The organism is Actinosynnema sp. NPDC059797, assembly GCF_042732085.1.
Taxonomy (GTDB): domain Bacteria; phylum Actinomycetota; class Actinomycetes; order Mycobacteriales; family Pseudonocardiaceae; genus Actinosynnema.
The window spans coordinates 1-19962 of the sequence record NZ_JBHWIE010000059.1; the positions used below are offsets into that span (position 1 = coordinate 1).

Below are 19962 nucleotides of genomic sequence, written 5' to 3' on the forward strand. Positions count from 1 at the left end.
GCGCGCCGGGCGCCGGCCGGGAACCCTCGACGGCCGCCGAGCGCGCGCTGGCCGGGTTGTTCGCCGAGGTGCTCGGCGTGCCCGGGGTCGGCGTGGACGACGGGTTCTTCGACCTGGGCGGGCACTCGCTGCTGGCCACCCGCCTGGTGGCGCGGGTCGGCGCGGAGTTCGGCGTGCGGCTGGGCGTGCGGGCGGTGTTCGAGGCGCCCACGGTCGCGGCGATGGCCCGGCTGCTGGGCACGGGCGCCGGCGACTCGCTCGCCGTGCTGCTGCCGCTGCGCGAAGCCGGGGCGCTCCCGCCGCTGTTCTGCGTGCACCCGGCCGCCGGCATCGGCTGGGTCTACGCCGGGCTGCTGCGCCACCTGCCCGACCGGCCCGTGCACGCGCTCCAGTCCCGCGGCCTGTCCCGGGCCGACGCCCTGCCCGCGACGCTCGACGAGGTGGTCAAGGACTACCTGGAGCAGGTGCGCGCGGCGCAGCCGACCGGGCCGTACTCCCTGCTGGGCTGGTCGTTCGGCGCGAACGTCGCGCACGCCATGGCCGCCGCGCTGCGCGAGGAGGGCGAGGAGGTCGCCCTGCTGGCCCTGCTGGACGGCTACCCGACCCGGCCGACCGGCGAGGTGTTCTCCGCGCGGGACCCGGAGGTGCTCGCCGCGCTGCTGCGCTCCCTGGGGCACCGGGCCGAGCCGGCGCCGGCCTCGCCCGCCGAGTTCCGGGAGCGCCTGGCGGACGGCCCCCTGGCCGACGCCGACCCCGACCGGCTGGCGGAGGTCTTCGCCGCCAACCTGACCCTGATGACCGCGGGCACCACCGCCCGCTTCGACGGTGACGTGCTGTTCTTCACCGCCACGGCCGACAAGGCCGACGGCTCGCCCGTGCCCGCCGACTGGCTGGCGCACGTCACCGGCGGCGTCGAGGAGCACCGCGTCGACTGCCGCCACGGGGAGATGACCCGCCCCGAACCCCTGGCCGCCATCGCGGCCGTGCTCGCCGACCGGCTCTGACAAGTCCACTGTGGAGGAACAGCCATGACCACCGCCCTGACCCGTGAAACCGCCCTGGTCCAGGACTTCTACCGCTTCGTCGACTCCGGCGACGTGCCCGCGCTCGTCTCGATGTTCACCGAGGACACCGTCTACCACCGCCCCGGCTACCCGCCGGCCGTCGGCCAGGAGGGCGTGGCCCACTTCTACACCAGCGTCCGGGTCATCAAGGAGGGCACGCACCGCGTCGAGTCGGTGGTGCGGGAGGGCGACCAGGTCGCGGTGCGCGGGTCGTTCGAGGGCGTGCTGCGCGACGGCACGCCGACGAGCCTGCGCTACGCCGACTTCTTCACCCTGGCCGCCGACGACCGCTTCCGCCGGCGCGAGACGTTCTTCTTCGCCCCGCTCGCCTGATCCCCTCCCCGACCTTCTCCCTGCCGCAAAAGGAGCCCGTCATGACCTCCGTCCTGGACAAGTCCACCGCCACCGCCAAGTCCCCCGGCCACGGCGACGCGTTCACCAGCCACCTCTACGGCCTGCGCTACTCCCCCGACCTGGGCTGGCACGACGGCGGCCTCCAGCCGCTGGCTGACCTCTCGCTGCACCCCGCGACGCTCGGCCTGCACTACGGCCAGGTGATCTTCGAGGGCATGAAGGCGTTCCGGCAGCAGGACGGCTCGGTCGCGGTGTTCCGGCCGTGGGAGAACGCGCGGCGCTTCAACCGGTCGGCCGCGCGCCTGGCCATGCCGGAGCTGCCCGAGCACCTGTACGTCGCGGGCGTGGACGCGGTGGTCGCCGCCGACCACGGCGAGCTGTCCGACGACCCCGACCACAGCCTCTACCTGCGCCCGCTGATGTTCGGCACGGACGCCAACCTGATGCTGCGGCCGTCGGAGGAGTACCTGTTCCTGGTGATGGCGTTCGTCGCGGGCGGCTTCTTCGGCGACGTGGTGCGCCCGGTGTCGGTGCTGGTGTCGCGGGACCAGGCGAGGGCCATGCCCGGCGGCACGGGCGACGTGAAGTGCGCGGCGAACTACGGCCCGTCCTTCGTGGCACAGCGCCGGGCGCAGCAGGCGGGGTGCCAGCAGGTCGTGTGGCTGGACTCCGCCGAGCGCCGCTGGGTCGAGGAGATGGGCGGCATGAACCTGTTCTTCGTGCGCGGCGGCGGTGCGGGGGCGGAGGTCTTCACCACCCCGCTGACCGGCACCCTGCTGCCCGGCGTGACCCGCGACTCCCTCATGCGCGTGGCGGCCCGCCTCGGCTACCGCGTCGCGGAGCGCCCGGTGTCCGTGGACCAGTGGCGCGCCGAGTGCGAGGCCGGGGAGATCACCGAGGTCTTCGCCTGCGGCACGGCGGCGGTGGTCACGCCGGTCGGGCACGTCAAGGACGTCGAGGGCGACTTCACCGTGGGCGACGGGGAGATGGGCCCGGTGACCCGCACCCTGCGCAAGGCGCTGGTCGACCTCCAGCACGGCCGGGTGGCCGACGTGGACGGGTGGCTGCACAAGGTGTGCTGAGGTCCCGGGCGACGCGGGTCGGGGCCCTCCCCCGACCCGCCCCCTGCCCCTGCTTCGCAATTGCTGAAGAGCAAGCGAGGTGTCCGGATCGCGGCGAGTGGGTACTTCCGGTGGGACGGAAGACACCTGACGAATCCGGGAGCAGCCATGCCTTGGGTCCAGCGACACCGCCGCCGCCTGCCGTACAGCTTCTTCCGCACCACCACGGTGCAGAGCCACCACCGCAGGCGGCCCGGCAGCGTGCCGATCGTGCCGGTCGCCATCGTCGCGGGCATCATGCTGCTGATCATCCTGATCTTCTGACGCTCCCCGCGCTCCGGCGCACGACGGGCGGGGGACCGGGCAGGTCGGCGCACACCGCCGACAGGTCCCGTCCCGCCCGGAGCACCACGCCGTCGGGGCGGACCACCGCCGCCGTCGCGCGACCGCCGCGCAGCCACGCGTGCAGGTCCTCACCGGGACGCGCCGGCACGAGGACCGCGCCACGCCCTTCGACCTCCGCGCGCAGCGCCGGCGTGACGTCCACAGAGGACACCAGGGCGAAGCGGCCCGAGACCACGTCGTCGAAGCGGCGGCCGTCGCCGAGCACCGCGTTCGGGCACAGCCGCCCCGCGAGGCCGCCGCGCAGCCGGGACCGGACCACCAGGGCCGACCGGCGCAGCGGCGGCGTCTCGCTGTCCAGCGCGCGGTTCCTCAGCCCCGGCAGCAGGCCCAGTCGCGGCACCACCGCGCCGCGCACGAGGTCGCCCGCCCTCCCGCCACCGGTCATGGCGAGCCCGACGAGCCGCGCCAGGCGGATCATCGCGCGGACGTGGGGTTCGCGCTCGACCTGGTAGGTGTCCAAAGCGCCCTCGGGCAGCGTTCCGCCGAGGACCCCGGCGAGCTTCCAGCACAGGTTGACCGCGTCGCGCAGCCCGGCGCCCAGGCCCTGCCCGGTGAACGGCGGCATGAGGTGGGCCGCGTCGCCGAGGAGGAACACCCGGCGGTCGCGCCACCGGTCCGCGACCCGCGCGCGGAACACGTACTCGGCCACGCGCAGCACCTCCAGCTCCTCCGCCGGCACGCTCCCGGTCCACGGCGCGACCAGCGGGCGCAGCGCGGCGAGGTCGCGGTAGTCCTCGGCGCCCTCGCCGGGCAGGAGCCGGAACTCCCAGCGGTGGCGGTCCCGCCCGACCCGCATGTAGGTCGCGGCGCGGCGCCCGTCGCAGACCTGGTGCACGCCCTCCCAGTGGCCCAGTTCGGCCCGGGTCGCCACGTCCACGACCAGCCAGCGCTGGGTGAAGCCGAGGTCGCGCACGCCCGCGCCGATCGAGTCCCGGACGAGGCCGTGCGCGCCGTCGCAGCCGAGGGCGTACCGCGCGCGGACCACCTCGGGCTTCCCCGTGGCGCGGTCGGTGAACGCCACCTCCACCGCGTCGCCGTCCTGCGAGAGGGCGGTGACCTCCACGCCGCCGCGCACCTCGACGCCCGGGTGCCGCGCCAGGTTCGCGCGCAGCACCCGCTCCAGCTCGGGCTGGTCGAACATGTTCGCCTCGGGGTGGCCGTGCCTGCCCGGCGCGGTGCCGCGCCGGAACTCCGCGAGCACCCGCAGGTCGCGGTCGAGCAGGCGCAGGCCCCGGGACGGCCGGGAGACGCGGGCGAAACCGGAGCCCGCGCCCAACCCGTCCAGGACCCGGCGCACCTCGTCGTCGAGGTGCACCGCGCGGGGCAGCGGGTGGACCCCGGTGCGGCGCTCCAGCACCAGGCACCGGACACCGCGGCGGGCCAGCAGGGTCGCGGCGGCGATCCCGGTCGGCCCGCCACCGACGACGACCACCGACGGGGCCCCGGCGGTCACGTGGCGCGCAGGAGGGCGGCGCACAGCGTCAGGCCGGGGCCGAAGGCCATCGCCACCACGGGGTCGCCGGGGCGCAGGCCGCCGCGCGCGAGCAGGTCGCCGAGCACCAGCAGCACGGTCGCCGAGGAGCAGTTGCCGTGCTCGCGCAGCACCCGGCGCGAGTGCGCCATCGCGCCGGCGGGCAGGTCCAGCTCCCGCGCCACCACGTCGAGGATGCGCGGCCCACCGGGGTGCACGGCCCAGCCGCGCACGTCCGCCGGCCCGAGGCCGTGCCCGCCGAGCAGGTCCTCGACCGCGCCGCGCACGTGCTTGCCCAGCACCTCGGGCACGTGCGGCGACAGCTCCATCCGGAACCCGTGGTCGGTGATCCGCCAGGTCATGTGGTCCTGGGTGGTGCTGTCGGTCAGGGCGGTCGTGCCGAGCAGCTCCAGGCCGCCCGCGGTGCCCCCGGGTCTCAGCACGACCGCCGCGGCGGCGTCGCTGAACAGGGCGTGGGACACGATCTGCTGGACGTCGCGGGTCGGCGGCTGCACGTGCAGCGAGGTGAGTTCGACGCACAGCAGCACCGCGGGCCGCCGGTGCGCCGTGACGTAGTCGGCGGTGGCGGCCAGGGCGGGCAGGGCGGCGTGGCAGCCGGTGTGGCCGACGAGCAGGCGTCGCGCGTCGGCGGGCAGGTCGAGCGACGCGGCGAGCCGGACGTCCAGGCCGGGCGCGGTGTAGCCGGTGCAGGAGGCGACGGTGAGCTGGCCGATGTCGGCCGGGGTGAGCCCGGCGTCCTCGACCGCGGCGACCACCGCGGCGTGCCCGAGGCCGGGGGCGTGCCGCTCGTAGCGCAGCATCCTCGCCCCGGTCGACGCGCCGGACAGGTCCTCGTCCAGGGGGCTCACCACGCCGTGGCGGCGCTCCACCCCGGCCGAGCGGAAGATCCGCTCGGCGGCGCGGCTGCCGCCGAAGTGCGCGCGGAAGTACCCGTCCCACACCGCCCGCTGGTCGAAGGCGCGGGGCAGCGCGGCGCCGACGCCGGCGACGTGCGCGGTCACCACCCGCCCTCCCCCGCCGTGCCGCCGGTCGGTCCGCTGGTCGCGGAGTGCGCAGGAGCGTTCAAGCTCGACCTCTCTCACCTCGGGTCTTGGCGCCGCGACCCTGGAACAGCACCGCTGTCGCGCGGGTGGGCACCATCGCCACGTCGTCGGTCCGACCGATCAGCCAGGCCAGCAGCCCGGTCACGGAAGGCCGGATACCCCGCAGCGCGAGCCGGACACCGTGACGCGCGCACTCGCGCACCAGGAGCGCGCGGTCGACCAGCAGGGCGGGGTCGTGCACGCCGCGCGGCGCCAGGCCCGGCACGCGTTCGGCCACGCCGATGGCCACCAGCCGGCACACGGCGGTCGCGGCCAGCGCGTCCAGCACCAGCAGGCCGCCCGGCCGCAGGACGCGGCACGCCTCCGCGACGGCGGCCGGCAGGTCCGTCACGTGCTCCAGCACCTCGCCCGCCACCACCACGTCGGCGACGGCGTCCGCCAGGGGCACGGCGAGGAGGTCGCCCCGCACGGCCTCGACGCCGTGCCCGCGCGCCTGGCCGAGCGACGAGGGCGAGAGGTCCACGCCGACGTGCCGGTAGCCCTTGCCGCGCAGGTGCGGCGCGAGCAGGCCGGCCCCGCAGCCCAGGTCGACCAGCACCGCGCCGGGCCGGTCGGCGGGCGGCACGAGTTCGGCGCGGGCCGCGGCGAGCCAGTGCAGCATCGCGAACGCGCCCCGGGGCCGCCACCACTCGTCGGCCAGCACCTCGTAGAGCCGCCAGTCGTTCCGCGGCAGTTCGCCGGGCCGGCAGAGTGGTGCCCCGTGCCCAGCGCCCTCGCCCTGATCCGTGCCTGCCACCCCCTGCCCGCCCTCGCCGTCACGGCGGTGGCCGCCGCGCTGGCGGTGACCACCGGCCGCGACGGGTGGGGCGTGGTCGCGGTCACCGCGGCGGTGCTGGTCGGCCAGCTGTCGGTCGGGTGGCTCAACGACGCCCTCGACGCCCGGCGCGACACCGCGTCGAACCGGGGTGACAAGCCGGTCGCCACCGGGGCGATCAGCAGGAGGGCCGTCGCCGTCGCCGCCGGGGTCGCGATGCCCCTGGCCGTCGTGCTGTCGATGCTGTCCGGGTTCGTCGCCGGTGCGGCGCACGTGGTCGCGCTCCTCTCCGCCTGGGCCTACGACCTGGGCGTGAAGGGCACCGCGTTCTCGGTGGCCCCCTACGCCGTGTCGTTCGGCCTGCTGCCCGCCTTCGTGGTGCTCGGCGCGCCGGGCCACCCCTGGCCGCCGGTGTGGCTCGTGGCCGCCGGGGCGGTGCTGGGCAGCGCCGCCCACTTCGCCAACGTCATCCCCGACATCGACGACGACCTCGCCACCGGGGTGCGCGGCCTGCCGCACCGCCTGGGCGCGGGCGCGAGCGCCGTGGTGGCCTCGGTGCTGGTGCTGGTCACCTCGGCGGTGCTGGTCCTCGGCCCGCCCGGACCGGTCTCGCCCGCCGGGCTGGTGGCCCTGCCGCTGTCCGCGGCGGTCCTCGTGGTCGGCCGGCTGCGCGCCCGCCGCCCCGGCTCGCGGGCGGCGTTCAACGCCCTGCTGGTGGTCGCCGTGCTCGACGTGGGCCTGCTGATCACCACCGGCGCCGTCGTGCTGTGACGCACGGGCCGTCACAGCCGCTTCCCGTACCCGGCGACCGCCCGCGCCAGCGAGGGCGCGACCGGGGTGAGCACCGCGTCCAGGACGCGGCTCACCGGTGGCACGGAGGCCAGCCGCGCGACACCCCACCACCGGGGCACGGCGGCGGTGCGCGACCACCGGCCGGTCAGGCAGCGCTCCACGGCGACGGCGACCCGCTCCGGCGCGGCGCCGAACGACACCTTGGCGGGCGCCTCGGTCTCACTGGGCCGCCCCTGCTGGTCGCGGGCCAGCCACTCGGTGCGCATCGGCGCCGGGCACAGCACGTGCACGCGCACCCCGCGCGGCACCTCGCGGCGCAGCGCCGAGGCCAACCCGCTCACCCCGGCCTTCGTCGCCGAGTAGAGGGACAGCGGCGGGACGGGCGCCCAGGCCCCCACCGAGGAGATCATCACCACGTCCCCGCCCCGGTCCGCCAGGTGCGGCAGGACGAGGCGCGTCACCTCGGCGACCGCGGTGAAGTTGACCGCGACGAGGTCCTCGACGGTCGCGGCGTCGAGGTCGACCAGCCTGCCGACCGCGCCCCGACCCGCGTTGTTGACCACCGCGTCGATCCGGCCGCAGCGCTCCACCACGGTGCTCACCAGGCGTTCGCGGTCGTCCGCGTCGGTCACGTCGCACCGCACGGCCAGCAGCTCGGGCACCCCGGCGACGGCGGCGTCGAGCCGGTCCCGGTCACGGCCGCAGACCACGACCCGGGCACCGCGGGCGGCCAACCGCCGCGCCGTCACCCGCCCTATGCCCGCCGAGCCCCCGGTGACGAGGACGACCCTGCCGCGAAGTGAGCGCATGGTGCCCGAGTACCCGGTGCGGGCGGAAGCACACGAGCGGACCGCGTCAGTCCTCCCCCTCGTCCGCGTCGCTCCCCCACGGCCCGATCACCCCGAGCGCGCCCTCGCCCTCCTCGAACGCCGAGAACAGGTCGGCCTCCGCCGCCGGCCCCTCCCGGAACAGCAGGACCAGGGGCTGCTCGCCGCCGTCGTCGGTGGCGGGGTCGAAGTCGGTGACGACCTCCCGCCGCAGCAGGAGCACGCCGTCCTCCACCAGTGGCGCGGCGCGCAGGGGCGCGGTGGCCGCGAGGAGTTCCTCGCCTCGCCTGGACAGCACGTCGTCGAGCACCTCGGGTGTGGTGAGCAGCAGCACGGCCAGCCGGTCGCCGTTGCGCTCGTAGCGCACCCCCAGGTCGAACGGGAGCAGGTAGAACAGGCCCTCCTCGCCCTCGTGGCCCCGGTCCATCAGCACGTCCAGCACCTGCTGGGCCGGGTCGCCCGCGGTCGGGTCGACCGCGACCACGACCAGCTCCGCTTCCTCCTCCTCACCGTCCTCCAGCGCCGGCACGACGGTGACCCACATCTGTTCCGTATCGCCCATGCGGGGGATCCAAGCACCGCCCCGCCGCCCGGTGGGCCGACGATCGCCACCGGACCGCCCCGGTCACCCCGGGTACCGCCCACCCAGCCCAACAAGACCACCCGTTCGGGCGGGCTCGTCCACGTCCGCCTGAACGCTCGCCCACGCACGGGTGGCCCGAACACGACCAGGCGATGCACGGCAACAACCGAGCCCTCACCGAGGAGTGAAGGCCCGCGACGCTGCGCTGTGCACACCCGTGCCGTGTCGATCGTCCACAGAGGCGTGTCGGCGGTGCGTGGCACAGTGGCTCACCTGTCAACCACTCACGCCACGGAAGGGAGCACCCGCGATGCGGACGGAAGCGCAGGCCCGGATCAGGCTCGTCTTCTCCCTCTTCGACGTCAACGGCAACGGCCGGGTCGAGGCCGCCGACTTCGAGGCGATGGCCGAGCGGGTGGACGCGGTCGCCACCGGGTCCGACGACGCCGCGCGCCGGAGGATGGCCGCCGCCTTCCGCCGCTACTGGGAGACGCTGGCCGCCGAGCTGGACGTCGACCGCGACGGCACGATCTCCCCCGAGGAGTTCGAGGCGTGCGCGCTGTCGCCGGAGCGGTTCGGCGACACCGTCGCGGAGTTCGCCGAGGCCCTGGCCGAGCTGGGCGACCCCGACGGCGACGGCCGGATCGAGCGGCCCCTGTTCACCGCCCTGATGACCGCGATCGGCTTCGACCCGGAGAACACCAACGCGCTGTTCGACGCGTTCGGGCCCTCGGAGGCGGACGAGGTGGCGGTGCGCACGTGGCGGGACGCCATCGAGGACTACTACCGGCCCGACGAGGCCGGGATCCCCGGCGACCTCCTGGTCGGCGGGGCCGCCGGCTGAACGCCCCGGGCCCCGGGAGGAGCGATCACGTGCCCACCAGCGAGGGCGGTATCCGCGCCGGTGTCGGCCGGACCGCGTTGATGGTCGCCGCCGCGCGCGCCATCGAGACCCGCCGCGCCGACTCGCCGGCCCGGGACGAGTACGCCGAGCACTTCCTGCGGGCGGTGGGGGACTCGACTGACTGGCCGGTGCGCCCCGACCAGGTGACCGACGACGACCCGCTGTGGGGGCGGCTGGCCTGCTACTTCGGGTTGCGCACCGCGGTGTTCGACGAGTTCCTGCTGCGGTCGGCGCACGCGGGCGCGCGTCAGGTCGTGCTCTTCGGCGCGGGGCTGGACACGCGGGCGCTGCGCCTGGACTGGCCGGAGGGCGTCACGGTCTTCGAACTCGACCGCGGGCCCGTGCTGGGGTTCAAGCAGCGGGTGCTCGACGAACTGGACGCGCGCCCCCGCGCCACCCGCGTCCCGGTGCCCGTCGACCTGGGGCACGACTGGGCGCCGGCGCTGGTCGACGAGGGCTTCACCCCGCGGGAGCCGACGGCCTGGCTGGCGGAGGGCCTGATCATGTTCCTGCCGCCCGCCGCCGAGCGGCTGCTGGTGGAGACCACCGACCGGCTCTCGACGCCCGGCAGCACCCTGGCCTACGAGACCAAGCCGCGCCCGACGTCGCCGGACGTCGTCGCCCACCCGCTCTACACCGGGGCGAAGACCAGGATCGGCGTGGACCTGATCGCCCTGTTCGACCCCGGTCCCCGCCCCGACTCGGCGGCCGACCTCGCCGCGCGCGGCTGGTCCACCACCACCCGCACGCCGTTCGACCTCGCCGCCCACCACGGTTCCCGGCTCCGCCCGGAGGCGAACGACCCGCTCGACGACAACCGCTGGGTGTTCGCCGAGAAGCCGCAGGGGGCGTAGGGGTCCGCCCGGGGCCCGGTGACGTGGCAGCGTCACCCCGCCCGTTGACACCGGTCCAGACCACCTCCATGCTTTGAGAGCGCTCTCACGTCCGCCGCCGCGCACGTCGTCCCGTCGGTCACGACGATCATGGAGGAACAAGCGCATGCGAGGCCCACGACTGCCCGCCCTCGTCCTGGCGGCGCTCACCGCCGCGACCCTGCTCACCGCACCGGTCGCCGCCGCCACGACGAAGAAGGGCGTCAGCGTCAACAACCACCCCGGTGTCTCCGCCGCGCTCGCCGACGTGCGGGCCGGCTGGTACTACACCTGGGCGTCCGACACCCAAGGGATCGCCACCCCCGCCGGGGTCGAGTTCGTGCCGATGATCTGGGGCGCGGGCGCGGTGAACGACGACCAGCTCAACCGGGCCCGGTCGGCCGGCACCACCCTGCTCGGCTTCAACGAGCCCGACATGGCCGGTCAGGCGAACATGTCGGTCGAGCAGGCCCTCTCCCTGTGGCCCCGGCTCCAGGCCACCGGCATGAGGCTCGGCGCGCCCGCCGTCGCGTTCGGCGGCGACCGGCCGGGCGGCTGGCTCGACCGGTTCATGACCGGGGCCGCCGCGCGCGGGTACCGGGTCGACTTCATCCCGCTGCACTGGTACGGCAGCGATTTCTCCACCGCCGCCACGGGGCACCTCCAGGGCTACCTCCAGGCGGTCTACGACCGGTACCGCAAGCCGATCTGGTTGACCGAGTACGGCCTGATCGACTTCACCGGCCCGCGGCCCGGGTACCCGAGCCAGGCCCAGCAGGCCGATTTCGCGCGCCGCTCCGCCGCCAAGCTCAACGGCCTGCCCTACGTCGAGCGGTTCGCGTGGTTCTCGCTGTCCACGCGAACCAGCCCGACCGGCCTGTACGACGGGACCACGCCGAACACCACCGGCGTGGCCTACCGGTCCGTCCCCTGACCTCGCCCGGAGGAGGAGCGATGCGCAGGTTCTCGTGCGCGGTGGTCACTGTCATCGCCGCCCTCGCCGCGGTGACCCCGCCGGTCGCCGCCGCGGCCGACCACACGGTCACCTTCGTCAACCGGTCCGGTCGAACCGTGTGGATCGGCAGCACGGTCAACGCAGACGGCTCCCGCCCCCTGACCGGCCTGCCCACCCTGCGGAACGGCCAGTCGGCCACCGTCACGATCCCCGAGTCGAGCGCGCCGAACCACTGGCGCGGCAAGTTCTTCGCCCGCCAGGACTGCACCGGCACGTCCGGCAGCACGTTCCGCTGCCGGGTCGGTGACTGCGGCCCGCTGTCGGACCGCTGCACCACCGGGGAGCGGCCGGCGAGCCTGGCCGAGTTCAACTTCGACCGCGGCGACTGGCTCGCGCCCTGGTACAACGTCAGCTACGTCAACGCGTTCTCGCTGCCCATCACCATCGAGGCGCGCGACGGCGCAACCCCGCCGGGCTCCACCGAGTGCACCGCCGTGGGCTGCCCGGAGGACCTGCTGCCGCACTGCCCGCCGGAGAACCTGACCCGCTGGGCCGACGGCAGGCCGATGCTGTGCACCAACCCCGACCGCGACGCGCGGACCGCCTACAGCAACGCCCTGTCCTCCCGCTGCCCCAAGGCTTACGCGTGGTCCCGGCACGACACCGAGCCGGGCAACCAGGTCGTCCGGCAGTGCCGCCAGTGCACCGGGTTCACCGTCACGTTCCACCCGGTGGCCTGACGCGGGGGGGCGGGCGTCCGTCCGCCCGCCCCCCGAGGTGTCACCGCTTCCAGAACGGCTTGCGCCGGCGGGGCTCGACCAGCTCCTCCAGGGTCGTGATCGCGAGCCGCAGGCGGCGTTCGACCTCCGCCCGGTCGGTGGTCGGGGCGGACAGTTCGGCGGTCAGGCGGGTCAGCGCCCCGGTCAGCTCGGCGGACGCGCCGGCCGCCCGCCAGGCGGGCAGGTGGCGGGTGATCGCCTCGTGCAGGCGGCTCAGCAGGAGCGTGCGCGCACCCGGGTCGTCCGCGCCGCGCAGCTCGGCCAGCGCCTCGGTGAGGAACGCGGTCACGTCCGGGGCGGCCGGATCCGGGGTGGTCGAGCCGGGGGTGGTCGAGCCGGGGGTGGTCGAGCCCGGCGCGGCGGAACCCGGCGAGGCAGGCTTCGGCGCAGCGGAACCCGGAGCAGCGGACCCCGCGGTGGACTCCGGCGCGGCGGGCATCGGCGCGGGCGGCGGAACGAGCGGCGGAACGGGCGGCGACCCCGCGAGCGGCCGGCCCGCGCGCTTGCGCGGCATCTCCCCGAGCCTGGCGGTGACCCCGGCGGGCGCGGCGGCGAACGCGGCCATCGGCATCCCGGCCGGCGCGCCGAACCCACCCGCCACCGGGGCGAACCGGTCGTCCGGCGCGGTCCAGCCGTCGGGCAGCTCGACCGGCTGCGTCACCCGCCGCACCCGGCCGCCCTCGTTGACCACCCGCTCGTCCACCGCCACGAACGCGGTGAACCGGGACAGCACGCCGAAGCGCAACGACGTCTCCACGATCCGCCGCTCCAGCCCGCTCCGGTCACCCGCGCCCACCACGTACCGGTCCTCCAGGTCGCGCACCCGCGCCCTGGCCCACACGGCGGCCAGCGCCGGGTTGTCGCTCGCCGAGGCGTCCACCCGCTGCCGCCAACCGCCCGAGCCGGTGACCTCCACCGCGCCGGCCGGCTCGCCCGCGTACCGACCGGTGACCACGACCGGCGCGCCGGGGAACAGGTCGGGCAGCGGCGCGGGCGCCAGCGAACCGTCCTCCACGGCCAGGCCGGCGGGCCGCACGTCCAGGCCGGTCAGCACGGGCGCGCCGATGCGGTGGTGGATCCGCCGCATGGCCTCGTCCAGCCGGTCCTCGGACTCGACCAGCTCGCAGCGGCCGGTGCTCCCGGCCAGCCGTTGGAGGAACGCCGCGTTGACCGCGCGGTCGATGCCCACGGTGTGCACGCGCACGCCCGCCAGGCCGGTCGCGACCTCGCGCAGCAACCGGTCCTCGTCGCCCACCTGCCCGTCGGTCACCAGGACCAGCACGCGTTCCCGCTCGCCCTCCCCGCCCAGCAGCTCCGCCGCCCGCCGCAGCGGGGCGAGCATCTCGGTGCCGCCCCGCGCGTCCAGGCCCGCCAGGAACTCCACCGCGCGGTAGCGGTTGCGGTCGGTCGCCTCGGCCAGCCCCTCGGGCAGCGCGGCCGGGCTGTCCAGGTGGTTGTCGAACGCCAGCACGGCGAACCGGTCGCCCGCGCCGAGCGAGTCGATCACGCGGCTCGCGGCCCGGCGCGCCGCGACCACCTTCCAGCCGTGCATGGAGCCCGACCGGTCCAGCACGAGCACCACGTCCCGGCCCTTCGCCGGCCCGGTGCCCGCCGGCGGCAGCACGGTCAGCGCGAACGTGCCGCCGCGACCGTCCTCGTCCGGGCGCACCGCCAGCGACGTGCGGACCACGTCGGCGTCGGCGAACCTCAGGCGGAGCAGGAAGTCCCGGTCCACCCGCGCGCCCGGCTCGACGCGGACCCGGTACCCGCCGGCGGTCTCCTCGGTGACGGTCGCGTGCAGGCTGGCCGACGGCTGGGCGGGTGGCAGGCCGGCCGGGTCCACGTCCACCACCAGGGACAGCCGGACCGGGTTCGGGAAGCCCGGCAGCAGCACCGGTGGGCTGATCCGGGAGGCGTCCGGCACCGCGTCGGTGTCGGGGGCGACGCCGTCGCCGACCTGGCCGCCGGGCAGCGGCGTGCCGGGGATGTAGCGGGGCGCGACGACCAGCGGGAGGCGGTACTCGGCGGCGTCGTCCTCGTAGGCCAGCACGCCGGCCAGGGTGAGCCGCACGGTGACCCGCTCGCCGGGGACGATGTTGCCGACGCGCGTGGTGAACACGCCGGGCCGCTCCTCCTCGGCGATGGCGGCGCGCTTGCCCTCGGACACGGCCCGGTCGTAGTCGACCCTGGCCTCGCCGCGCTCCTTCAGCACGCCCTCGACCACGCGGCCGTCGGCCTCCACGCGCAGCGCGGTCACGGCCGCGCGGGCGGGCAGGGGGAAGACGTAGGTCGCTTCGAGCGGTTCGTCGTGCGGGTTGTGGAAGACCTGGGTGATGGTGGTCAGCGAGGCGAGCCCGGTGACGGCCGCGTGCACGTCCAAGGCCTCCAGCGGGAGGTTGCCGCGCCCGGTGCGCAGGCAGCCCAGGCCGTCGTCCTCGGTGGGCCGGCGGTCCCCGGTGACGTCGACGACTCCGATGCGGGTGGTCATCCCTTGTCCTCTCCAGTGGTCGGGGCCAGACCCGTGCGGGTGAGCAGGTCGAGCAGTGGCGCCGCGGCGGCTTCGATCGCGGCGAGTTCGGCGGGGGTGGGGGTGCGGTCGGCGGTGTGGAGCACGAGGGTGACGCCGTCCGCGAGGCGCAGGGCGGGCACGGCGGCGGACCCGGCAGCGACGGCGGGCCCAGCGGCAGCAGGACCAGCGGCAGGCGGTGCGGCAGCGGAGGGCGGCGGGGCCACGGGCCGTTCGCGCCAGAACTCCCGGCTGCGCGCGGGTTCCGGTGCGGCCACCGCGGCCCCGCCCGTCTCCGCCGCCTCACCCGACCCCGTCGCCCCACCGGCCCGCGCCACCCCCTCCGGCCGCGCCACCCCACCCGACCCCGCCACCCCACCGGCCCGCGCCACCCCCTCCGGCCGCGCCACCCCCGCCAGTTCGGCCAGCCTCCGGTCGGACGCGCCGACCGTCATCGCCTGGATCTCGGCGAGCGTGTGCCCGGCCGCCTGGAGCTTCTTGACCGCGACGACCTGGAGCAGGTGCCGCCGCCCGTACAGCGCGGTGCGCCCCCGGTTCGCCACCGGCCGGTCCACCAGCCCGATGGTCGTGTACCAGCGGATGGCACGGCCGTTCGGCAGCTCCCGCACCCGGCCGCTGCGCTGGCCGTCGTAGTTGTCGGCCAGCAGCGCGGCGACCCGGTCCGGCAGCTGCCCGATCGTCCACAGCTCCTCGTCGCCCACCCCACCACCATACCTGACACTGTCAACATGACAGTGTCACTCAGGTACATACAGGCACACTTCGCCTTCCTGTCGTGATCGACAGCTCCCGCGCCGAAGATCGCTGGGAGGCTGATCGGCACCACCGCCTCCCCTGCCGAGGAAGGACTCGATGAACCGCAAGCGATCAGCGATCGCCCTGCTGTGCGCCGGCACCCTGCTCGCGGCGACCGGCCCCGCGACGGCGGCCCCCGACGACCGCGCCCTCCCCGACGAGCGCGCCCACCTCTACGAGGTGCACGCCCCGCTCGGCGCCGAGCAGGGCCTGTTCACCGGCGGCTTCGACGTGATGGAGCACCGCGAGGGCGACAGCCTCTTCGTGATGGGCGACTCGACCACGGGCGCCGCGCTCGGACGAGCCGGGTTCGACGCCGCCCTGGACCAGGTGCTGCCCGCGCCCGCGGAGCGGTTCGAGGCCACCGCCGACACCTTCCACGGCGGGTACCGCACCGTCGCCGCGCACCACGCCCACCTGGACCGGGTCGCCCGCGACCACCCCGACCTGGCCACCGTCGTCGACTACGGCGACTCCTGGCTGAAGACCCGGGGCCGGGGAGGGCACGACCTGCGCGCCATCTGCATCACCCGCAAGCGCCCCGGCGACTGCGCGCTGAACCCCGACGCGCCCAAACCGCGCTTCTTCGTCATGGGCCAGCTCCACGCGCGCGAGCTGACCACCGGCGAGGTCGCCTGGCGCTGGATCGACCACCTCACCTCCGGCGCCGACCCGGAGGTCTCCGCCCTGCTCGACACCACCGAGTTCTGGGTCGTCCCCGTCGCCAACCCCGACGGCGTGGAGAACGTCCAGCGGGGCGGCGACTCGCCGGTCCCCCACCGCAAGAACGGCAACGACACCGACCTCCAGGGCACCACCTGCGGCACGGCGTCCCACAGCCACCACGGGGTGGACCTCAACCGCAACACCGGCTCGAACCGGGGCCTCCAGAACGCCTCCGAGCAGCAGTGCGACCAGACGTTCCGGGGCACCGGACCCGACTCGGAGCCGGAGACCCGGGCGCTGCAAGCGCTGTGGCGGTCCCTGTACCGCGACCGCCGCCCGGCCGACCCCGCCCAGCCCGCGCCCACCGACACCACGGGCCTGGTGCTGTCCCTGCACAGCTACGGCAACTACGTGCTGTTCCCCTGGAGCGGCGGCGCGGTCGACCGGCGCACCGGCAACGACGCGGCGCTGCGGGACCTCGCCCAGGAGCTGGCCGAGCTGGCGGGCCCCGGCTGGCGGTACGGGCAGTCCGGGCAGGTGCTCTACGCCGCGTCGGGCACCACCGACGACTGGGTCTACGACGACCTCGGCGTGGCGTCCTTCGTGTGGGAGCTGGGCCCGTCGCCGGAGGAGGCGTGCGGCGGGTTCTTCCCCGCGCACTCCTGCCAGGACGGGTTCTTCTGGCCCAAGGCGCTGCCCATGCTGCTGCACTCGGCGCGCCACACCGCGGCCCCCTACGCGCCGGTGCCCGAACCGCCGACCGCGTGCACCAGGACCGACGACACCGACACGCCGGTGGTCACCCGCACCCCGCCGGTGGTCGTGAGCACGACCGTCACGGGTTGCGCGGGCAACGCCCGGTCCGCCTCGCGCGTCGAGGTGCGCTTCAAGGGCATGACCGGTTCCCTCATCACCCTGGACCTGGTCGCCCCGGACGGCACGACCTACCGCCTCCAGCACCAGCTCGCGAGCACCCTGCCGGACCCCGGCAACACCTTCACCGTCGACCTGTCCCGCGAGACCCGCGCCGGCACGTGGCAGCTCAAGGTGCACAACCACATCTGGGTGGGCACGGGTCAGCTCGACCGGTGGAGCCTGGAGCTGTAGGCCCGCTCCTCACGGGAGCGCGGCGGGGTCCTCGGCCGGGGCGGCGAAGTCGCGGCCGAGGTACCCCGCCCAGTGGTCCAGGTAGTGCGCGCCCCGCGCCCTCGTGCGGCTGTGCCGGTCGGTCCAGTCGGCCAGCTCCGCCAGGCCGCGCCGCAGCATCTCGCCGTCGTCGCGCGCGATCGCCCGGTCCCACCACAGGGCGTGCACGCCGATCAGCTCGTGCAGGAGGTCGGGCTCGACGATGCCGGCGACCCGCGCCGCGTTGACGCGGTCGAAGTGCCGCAGCACCACGTTGGCGTCCCGCAGCGGCCTGCCGTGCGCCGGGTCGGGGTAGGCGGCGAACCGCTCGTCGGTGCGCAGCCGGGCCAGCGACACCTGCTCGACCTTCCCGCCCTCGCGGTTCCCCTGGAGGTGGAGGAGCAGGCGGACCCGCGCGGCCTGCACGTCGCCGGTGGTCAGCTCGGCGTGCAGGCCCAGCGCCCGGTCGACCTTGCGGTCCCGGCTGTCGGACAGGAGCGTGCCCGCGCCGAAGACCAGCGCGACGGTGACCCCCAGCGCCTGCACCCCGGTGGCCAGCGCCTGGTACTGGTCGGCGTTCAGGAACCAGATGGGCACGACGAGCAGGACCGCGGTGACGCCGACGAGGACGCCTGCCGCCCATAAGAGGCTGCGCTGCATGGTTCTCGCTTCCGGACGGGTGCAGGAACGGGTGCTCGGACGGGTCGAGTATCGGTGATCACCCGCTCCCCCGGGTGCGGAACGCTCAGGCGCTGTCGCGCAGCACCAACGTCGACGCGTACAGCCGCTCGGGGGCGCCGCGGTACCGGTCCAGCACCGCCGCCGCGGCCCCGGCGGCGATCTCCTCCACCGGGTTGGTGCTGGTGGTCAGGCGGTTCGGGGACGCGGCGGCGAGGTCGTCGAACCCCGCGACCGCCACGTCACCGGGCACGTCCACCCCCGTCCGCCGCAGGGCCGCCAACGCGCCCAACGCGCTCAGGTCGCCCAACGCGTAGACCGCGTCGGTGTCCGGCCAGCGGGCCAGGACCTCCAGCGCCGCCGCCTCGCCCCGGGACGCGGTGAAGTCGCCCGGCACCAGCCTGACCGGGCAGCCCGCCTCGCCCACCACCCGCTCGTAGGCGGTGACGGCGCGCCGGACGCACGGCAGCCACGTCGCCCCGGTGACCATCGCGACCCGCCGCCGACCGGAGGACAGCAGGTGGGCCACCACGCCGGCGGTGCCGCCGCCGTTGTCGACGTCGAACGACGGCACGTCGCGCGCGCCGACGCCGATGGCCGCGACCCGCCCGCGCACCGCCCGGGGGACAGCGGCCAGCAGCTCCGCGGTCGGGTTGACCACCACGATGCCGCCGACGCCCCGGTTCTCGCCCAGGCGCGCCAGCTCGCCGGGGTCGTGCAGGGGCAGCCAGTGCAGCGACACGCCCGCCTCGTGCGCCCCGGCCACCGCCGCGGCAGCCGCGACCACGCGCCCGACGTAGGGGTCGGCCAGCACGTGCGCCGTCCGGCCGCCGACCGCGACCGCGACGCGCGGGCCGCCGTCGGTGGCCAGGGCGCGGGCGGCGGCGTTCGGCACGTAACCGAGTTCCCCGGCGGCGGAGGCGACCCGCGCACGCGTGGAGGGCGACGCGAAACCGCGACCGCTCAACGCGCGGGACGCCGTCGCCGGGGACACGCCCGCGACGCGCGCCACGTCCTCCAGCGTCACCCTGCGGACCACCGGGCCAGTGTGCCACTCGGGTGAGAGCGCTTCCAGGGGTGAGGGAGCGGCCACGAGGAGCCCCACCACGCGGACCACTGCCACTTCGGCCCCGGCAACCCCACCGGCCGCCCCACCGCTTGCGGTGGAAGCGCTTCCAGGCATGGGGTTCCCCCGACCGCCGAGAGGAGCGCCCATGCCCGCCACCCGGGGCACCCGCACCACCCCGCCCACCCGAGCCGGCACCCCGGCTGCCCCGCGCCCCCTCGTGGTCGGCGTGGGTGCCACGTTCGGCCTCAACGGCCTGGCCGTGGCCACGTGGTTCTCCCGCGTCCCGGCCGCCCGCGACGCCCTGGGGCTGGGCTCGGGCGCGCTCGGCCTGGTGCTGCTGGCGCTCTCGGCGGGCTCCGTGCTGGCGATGGTCACCGCCGGCGCGATCACCCACCGCCTCGGCACCCGCCGCACCGTCCGCCTGTCGACCGGGCTGGTCGCGGCCGGCCTGGTGGTCACGGGCACGGCCGTGGGCGCGCTGCCGTCCGTCGCGGGCGCGGCGCTCGGCCTGTTCGCCCTCGGCTGCGGCACGGGCACGTGCAACGTGGCGATGAACGTGGAGGCGGCCGAGGTCGAGCGGCTGCTGGACCGGGCGGTCATGCCGCGCTTCCACGGCCTGTGGAGCCTGGGCACGGTGGTCGCGGCGGGGGCGGCGGTGTTCGGGGTGTTCGTGGGCGCGATGACGCTGGGCCGCGTGGCGGGCGCGGGCGTCCTGGACCGCTGGGGCCGGGTGCCGGTGGTGCTGGGCGGCATGCTGCTGGCGGTCGCCGGCGTGGTGGCGGCCGTGCTCGGCGGGCCGGCGGTCGCGGTGGCGGGGGTCGCGCTGTGGGGCCTGGGCACGTCGCTGGGCTTCCCGGTGGGCGTGAGCGCAGCCGCGGACGACCCGGCGCGGGCGGCGGCGCGGGTGAGCGTGGTGGCGCTCATCGGTTACACGGCGTTCCTGGCCGGTCCCCCGGTCGTGGGCCTGCTCGGCGAGCACGTGGGCGTGCTGCGGGCGCTGCTGGTCGTGCCGCTGCTGCTGGTGCCCGCGCTGGCCCTGACCCCGGTCCTGCGCCCGGCGGGGCGGTGACCCCGGACGGCCTCACGGGAAGGCGCAAACCCGCCGGACCGGCGCGGCGCTCCTTCGCGCTCCGTCACGAAGACCCCGCCCCTGCCCC

The 19962-nt window shown here is 75.9% G+C and carries 20 protein-coding genes; 11 read left to right on the forward strand and 9 right to left on the reverse strand.

All coding sequences use genetic code 11. The annotated features are described in order from the left end of the window. The 4 genes from ACFV4N_RS17065 to ACFV4N_RS17080 form a co-directional block, all read left to right on the forward strand. The coding region (locus ACFV4N_RS17065) for an alpha/beta fold hydrolase (protein ID WP_499673487.1) at positions 1–1004 on the forward strand (1004 nt) is incomplete at its 5' end. 24 nt (positions 1005–1028) lie between these two features. Next, positions 1029–1397 carry a nuclear transport factor 2 family protein gene (locus ACFV4N_RS17070; RefSeq protein ID WP_499673488.1) on the forward strand — a complete coding sequence of 123 codons (369 nt, stop codon included), beginning with the start codon at positions 1029–1031 and terminating at the stop codon, positions 1395–1397. A 41-nt stretch (positions 1398–1438) separates the two neighbouring features. Beyond that, a complete protein-coding gene (locus ACFV4N_RS17075) occupies positions 1439–2500 on the forward strand; it encodes a branched-chain amino acid aminotransferase (RefSeq protein ID WP_499673489.1) in 1062 nt (353 codons plus the stop codon). 147 nt (positions 2501–2647) lie between these two features. Then, complete coding sequence (locus tag ACFV4N_RS17080; RefSeq protein WP_499673490.1) at positions 2648–2803, forward strand: hypothetical protein; 156 nt, start codon at positions 2648–2650, stop codon at positions 2801–2803. Here ACFV4N_RS17080 and mhpA read toward each other — a convergent pair. The 3 genes from mhpA to ACFV4N_RS17095 form a co-directional block, all read right to left on the reverse strand. Further along, positions 2787–4337: a bifunctional 3-(3-hydroxy-phenyl)propionate/3-hydroxycinnamic acid hydroxylase MhpA gene (gene mhpA / locus ACFV4N_RS17085; protein ID WP_499673491.1), complete on the reverse strand. Its 1551-nt coding sequence runs from the start codon at positions 4335–4337 to the stop codon at positions 2787–2789. The genes ACFV4N_RS17080 and mhpA overlap by 17 nt on opposite strands. Then, complete coding sequence (locus ACFV4N_RS17090) at positions 4334–5377, reverse strand: type III polyketide synthase (protein ID WP_499673492.1); 1044 nt, start codon at positions 5375–5377, stop codon at positions 4334–4336. The genes mhpA and ACFV4N_RS17090 overlap by 4 nt, the downstream gene beginning before the upstream one ends. Positions 5378–5438: 61 nt before the next feature. Then, positions 5439–6215, reverse strand: coding sequence for a methyltransferase domain-containing protein (locus ACFV4N_RS17095; protein WP_499673493.1), 777 nt, complete (start codon positions 6213–6215; stop codon positions 5439–5441). Between ACFV4N_RS17095 and ACFV4N_RS17100 the strand changes: the two genes are divergently transcribed. Then, positions 6180–7004, forward strand: coding sequence for a UbiA family prenyltransferase (locus ACFV4N_RS17100; RefSeq protein ID WP_499673494.1), 825 nt, complete (start codon positions 6180–6182; stop codon positions 7002–7004). The two genes, ACFV4N_RS17095 and ACFV4N_RS17100, sit on opposite strands and share 36 nt — an antisense overlap. Positions 7005–7015: 11 nt before the next feature. Here the strand turns inward: ACFV4N_RS17100 and ACFV4N_RS17105 are convergent, their stop codons facing one another. Continuing rightward, a complete protein-coding gene (locus ACFV4N_RS17105) occupies positions 7016–7834 on the reverse strand; it encodes an SDR family NAD(P)-dependent oxidoreductase (RefSeq protein ID WP_499673495.1) in 819 nt (272 codons plus the stop codon). Positions 7835–7880: 46 nt separating this feature from the next. Beyond that, positions 7881–8414, reverse strand: a complete 534-nt coding sequence (locus tag ACFV4N_RS17110; protein ID WP_499673496.1) for a hypothetical protein — start codon at positions 8412–8414, stop codon at positions 7881–7883. Positions 8415–8745: 331 nt separating this feature from the next. On the opposite strand from ACFV4N_RS17110, the gene ACFV4N_RS17115 reads away from it, so the two are divergent. From ACFV4N_RS17115 to ACFV4N_RS17130, 4 genes are all read left to right on the forward strand, one after another. Continuing rightward, complete coding sequence (locus tag ACFV4N_RS17115) at positions 8746–9279, forward strand: EF-hand domain-containing protein (protein WP_499673497.1); 534 nt, start codon at positions 8746–8748, stop codon at positions 9277–9279. Positions 9280–9308: 29 nt separating this feature from the next. Continuing rightward, complete coding sequence (locus ACFV4N_RS17120; protein ID WP_499673498.1) at positions 9309–10193, forward strand: SAM-dependent methyltransferase; 885 nt, start codon at positions 9309–9311, stop codon at positions 10191–10193. Positions 10194–10338: 145 nt separating this feature from the next. Continuing rightward, a complete protein-coding gene (locus ACFV4N_RS17125) occupies positions 10339–11145 on the forward strand; it encodes a glycoside hydrolase family protein (protein ID WP_499673499.1) in 807 nt (268 codons plus the stop codon). Between the two features lie 20 nt (positions 11146–11165). Beyond that, positions 11166–11906: a thaumatin family protein gene (locus ACFV4N_RS17130; RefSeq protein ID WP_499673500.1), complete on the forward strand. Its 741-nt coding sequence runs from the start codon at positions 11166–11168 to the stop codon at positions 11904–11906. A gap of 40 nt (positions 11907–11946) precedes the next feature. Here the strand turns inward: ACFV4N_RS17130 and ACFV4N_RS17135 are convergent, their stop codons facing one another. Next, positions 11947–14433 (reverse strand): VIT domain-containing protein, encoded by a 2487-nt coding sequence (locus tag ACFV4N_RS17135; RefSeq protein ID WP_499673501.1) that lies wholly within the window; start codon positions 14431–14433, stop codon positions 11947–11949. After that, positions 14430–15173, reverse strand: coding sequence for a MerR family transcriptional regulator (locus tag ACFV4N_RS17140; RefSeq protein WP_499673502.1), 744 nt, complete (start codon positions 15171–15173; stop codon positions 14430–14432). The genes ACFV4N_RS17135 and ACFV4N_RS17140 overlap by 4 nt, the downstream gene beginning before the upstream one ends. A 151-nt stretch (positions 15174–15324) precedes the next feature. Between ACFV4N_RS17140 and ACFV4N_RS17145 the strand changes: the two genes are divergently transcribed. Further along, positions 15325–17040, forward strand: a complete 1716-nt coding sequence (locus ACFV4N_RS17145; RefSeq protein ID WP_499673503.1) for a M14 family zinc carboxypeptidase — start codon at positions 15325–15327, stop codon at positions 17038–17040. 9 nt (positions 17041–17049) lie between these two features. Here ACFV4N_RS17145 and ACFV4N_RS17150 read toward each other — a convergent pair whose 3' ends face one another. Both ACFV4N_RS17150 and ACFV4N_RS17155 read right to left on the reverse strand, forming a co-directional pair. Further along, the gene (locus ACFV4N_RS17150) at positions 17050–17718 is read right to left on the reverse strand and encodes a hypothetical protein (protein WP_499673504.1); all 669 of its coding nucleotides are present in this window, start codon (positions 17716–17718) and stop codon (positions 17050–17052) included. Between the two features lie 85 nt (positions 17719–17803). Beyond that, positions 17804–18775, reverse strand: a complete 972-nt coding sequence (locus tag ACFV4N_RS17155) for a LacI family DNA-binding transcriptional regulator (RefSeq protein ID WP_499673505.1) — start codon at positions 18773–18775, stop codon at positions 17804–17806. 175 nt (positions 18776–18950) lie between these two features. Between ACFV4N_RS17155 and ACFV4N_RS17160 the strand changes: the two genes are divergently transcribed. Further along, positions 18951–19874, forward strand: coding sequence for an MFS transporter (locus ACFV4N_RS17160; protein WP_499673506.1), 924 nt, complete (start codon positions 18951–18953; stop codon positions 19872–19874). Positions 19875–19962 lie beyond the last annotated feature (88 nt).

Coding starts and splice junctions, on each gene's coding strand:
- ACFV4N_RS17135 (WP_499673501.1), bottom strand. CDS start 14,433: ATGACCACCCGCATCGGAGTCGTCGACGTCACCGGGGACCGCCGGCCC.
- ACFV4N_RS17115 (WP_499673497.1), top strand. CDS start 8,746: ATGCGGACGGAAGCGCAGGCCCGGATCAGGCTCGTCTTCTCCCTCTTC.
- ACFV4N_RS17125 (WP_499673499.1), top strand. CDS start 10,339: ATGCGAGGCCCACGACTGCCCGCCCTCGTCCTGGCGGCGCTCACCGCC.
- ACFV4N_RS17080 (WP_499673490.1), top strand. CDS start 2,648: ATGCCTTGGGTCCAGCGACACCGCCGCCGCCTGCCGTACAGCTTCTTC.
- ACFV4N_RS17160 (WP_499673506.1), top strand. CDS start 18,951: ATGCCCGCCACCCGGGGCACCCGCACCACCCCGCCCACCCGAGCCGGC.
- ACFV4N_RS17070 (WP_499673488.1), top strand. CDS start 1,029: ATGACCACCGCCCTGACCCGTGAAACCGCCCTGGTCCAGGACTTCTAC.
- ACFV4N_RS17110 (WP_499673496.1), bottom strand. CDS start 8,414: ATGGGCGATACGGAACAGATGTGGGTCACCGTCGTGCCGGCGCTGGAG.
- ACFV4N_RS17075 (WP_499673489.1), top strand. CDS start 1,439: ATGACCTCCGTCCTGGACAAGTCCACCGCCACCGCCAAGTCCCCCGGC.
- ACFV4N_RS17105 (WP_499673495.1), bottom strand. CDS start 7,834: ATGCGCTCACTTCGCGGCAGGGTCGTCCTCGTCACCGGGGGCTCGGCG.
- ACFV4N_RS17145 (WP_499673503.1), top strand. CDS start 15,325: ATGAACCGCAAGCGATCAGCGATCGCCCTGCTGTGCGCCGGCACCCTG.
- ACFV4N_RS17150 (WP_499673504.1), bottom strand. CDS start 17,718: ATGCAGCGCAGCCTCTTATGGGCGGCAGGCGTCCTCGTCGGCGTCACC.
- ACFV4N_RS17130 (WP_499673500.1), top strand. CDS start 11,166: ATGCGCAGGTTCTCGTGCGCGGTGGTCACTGTCATCGCCGCCCTCGCC.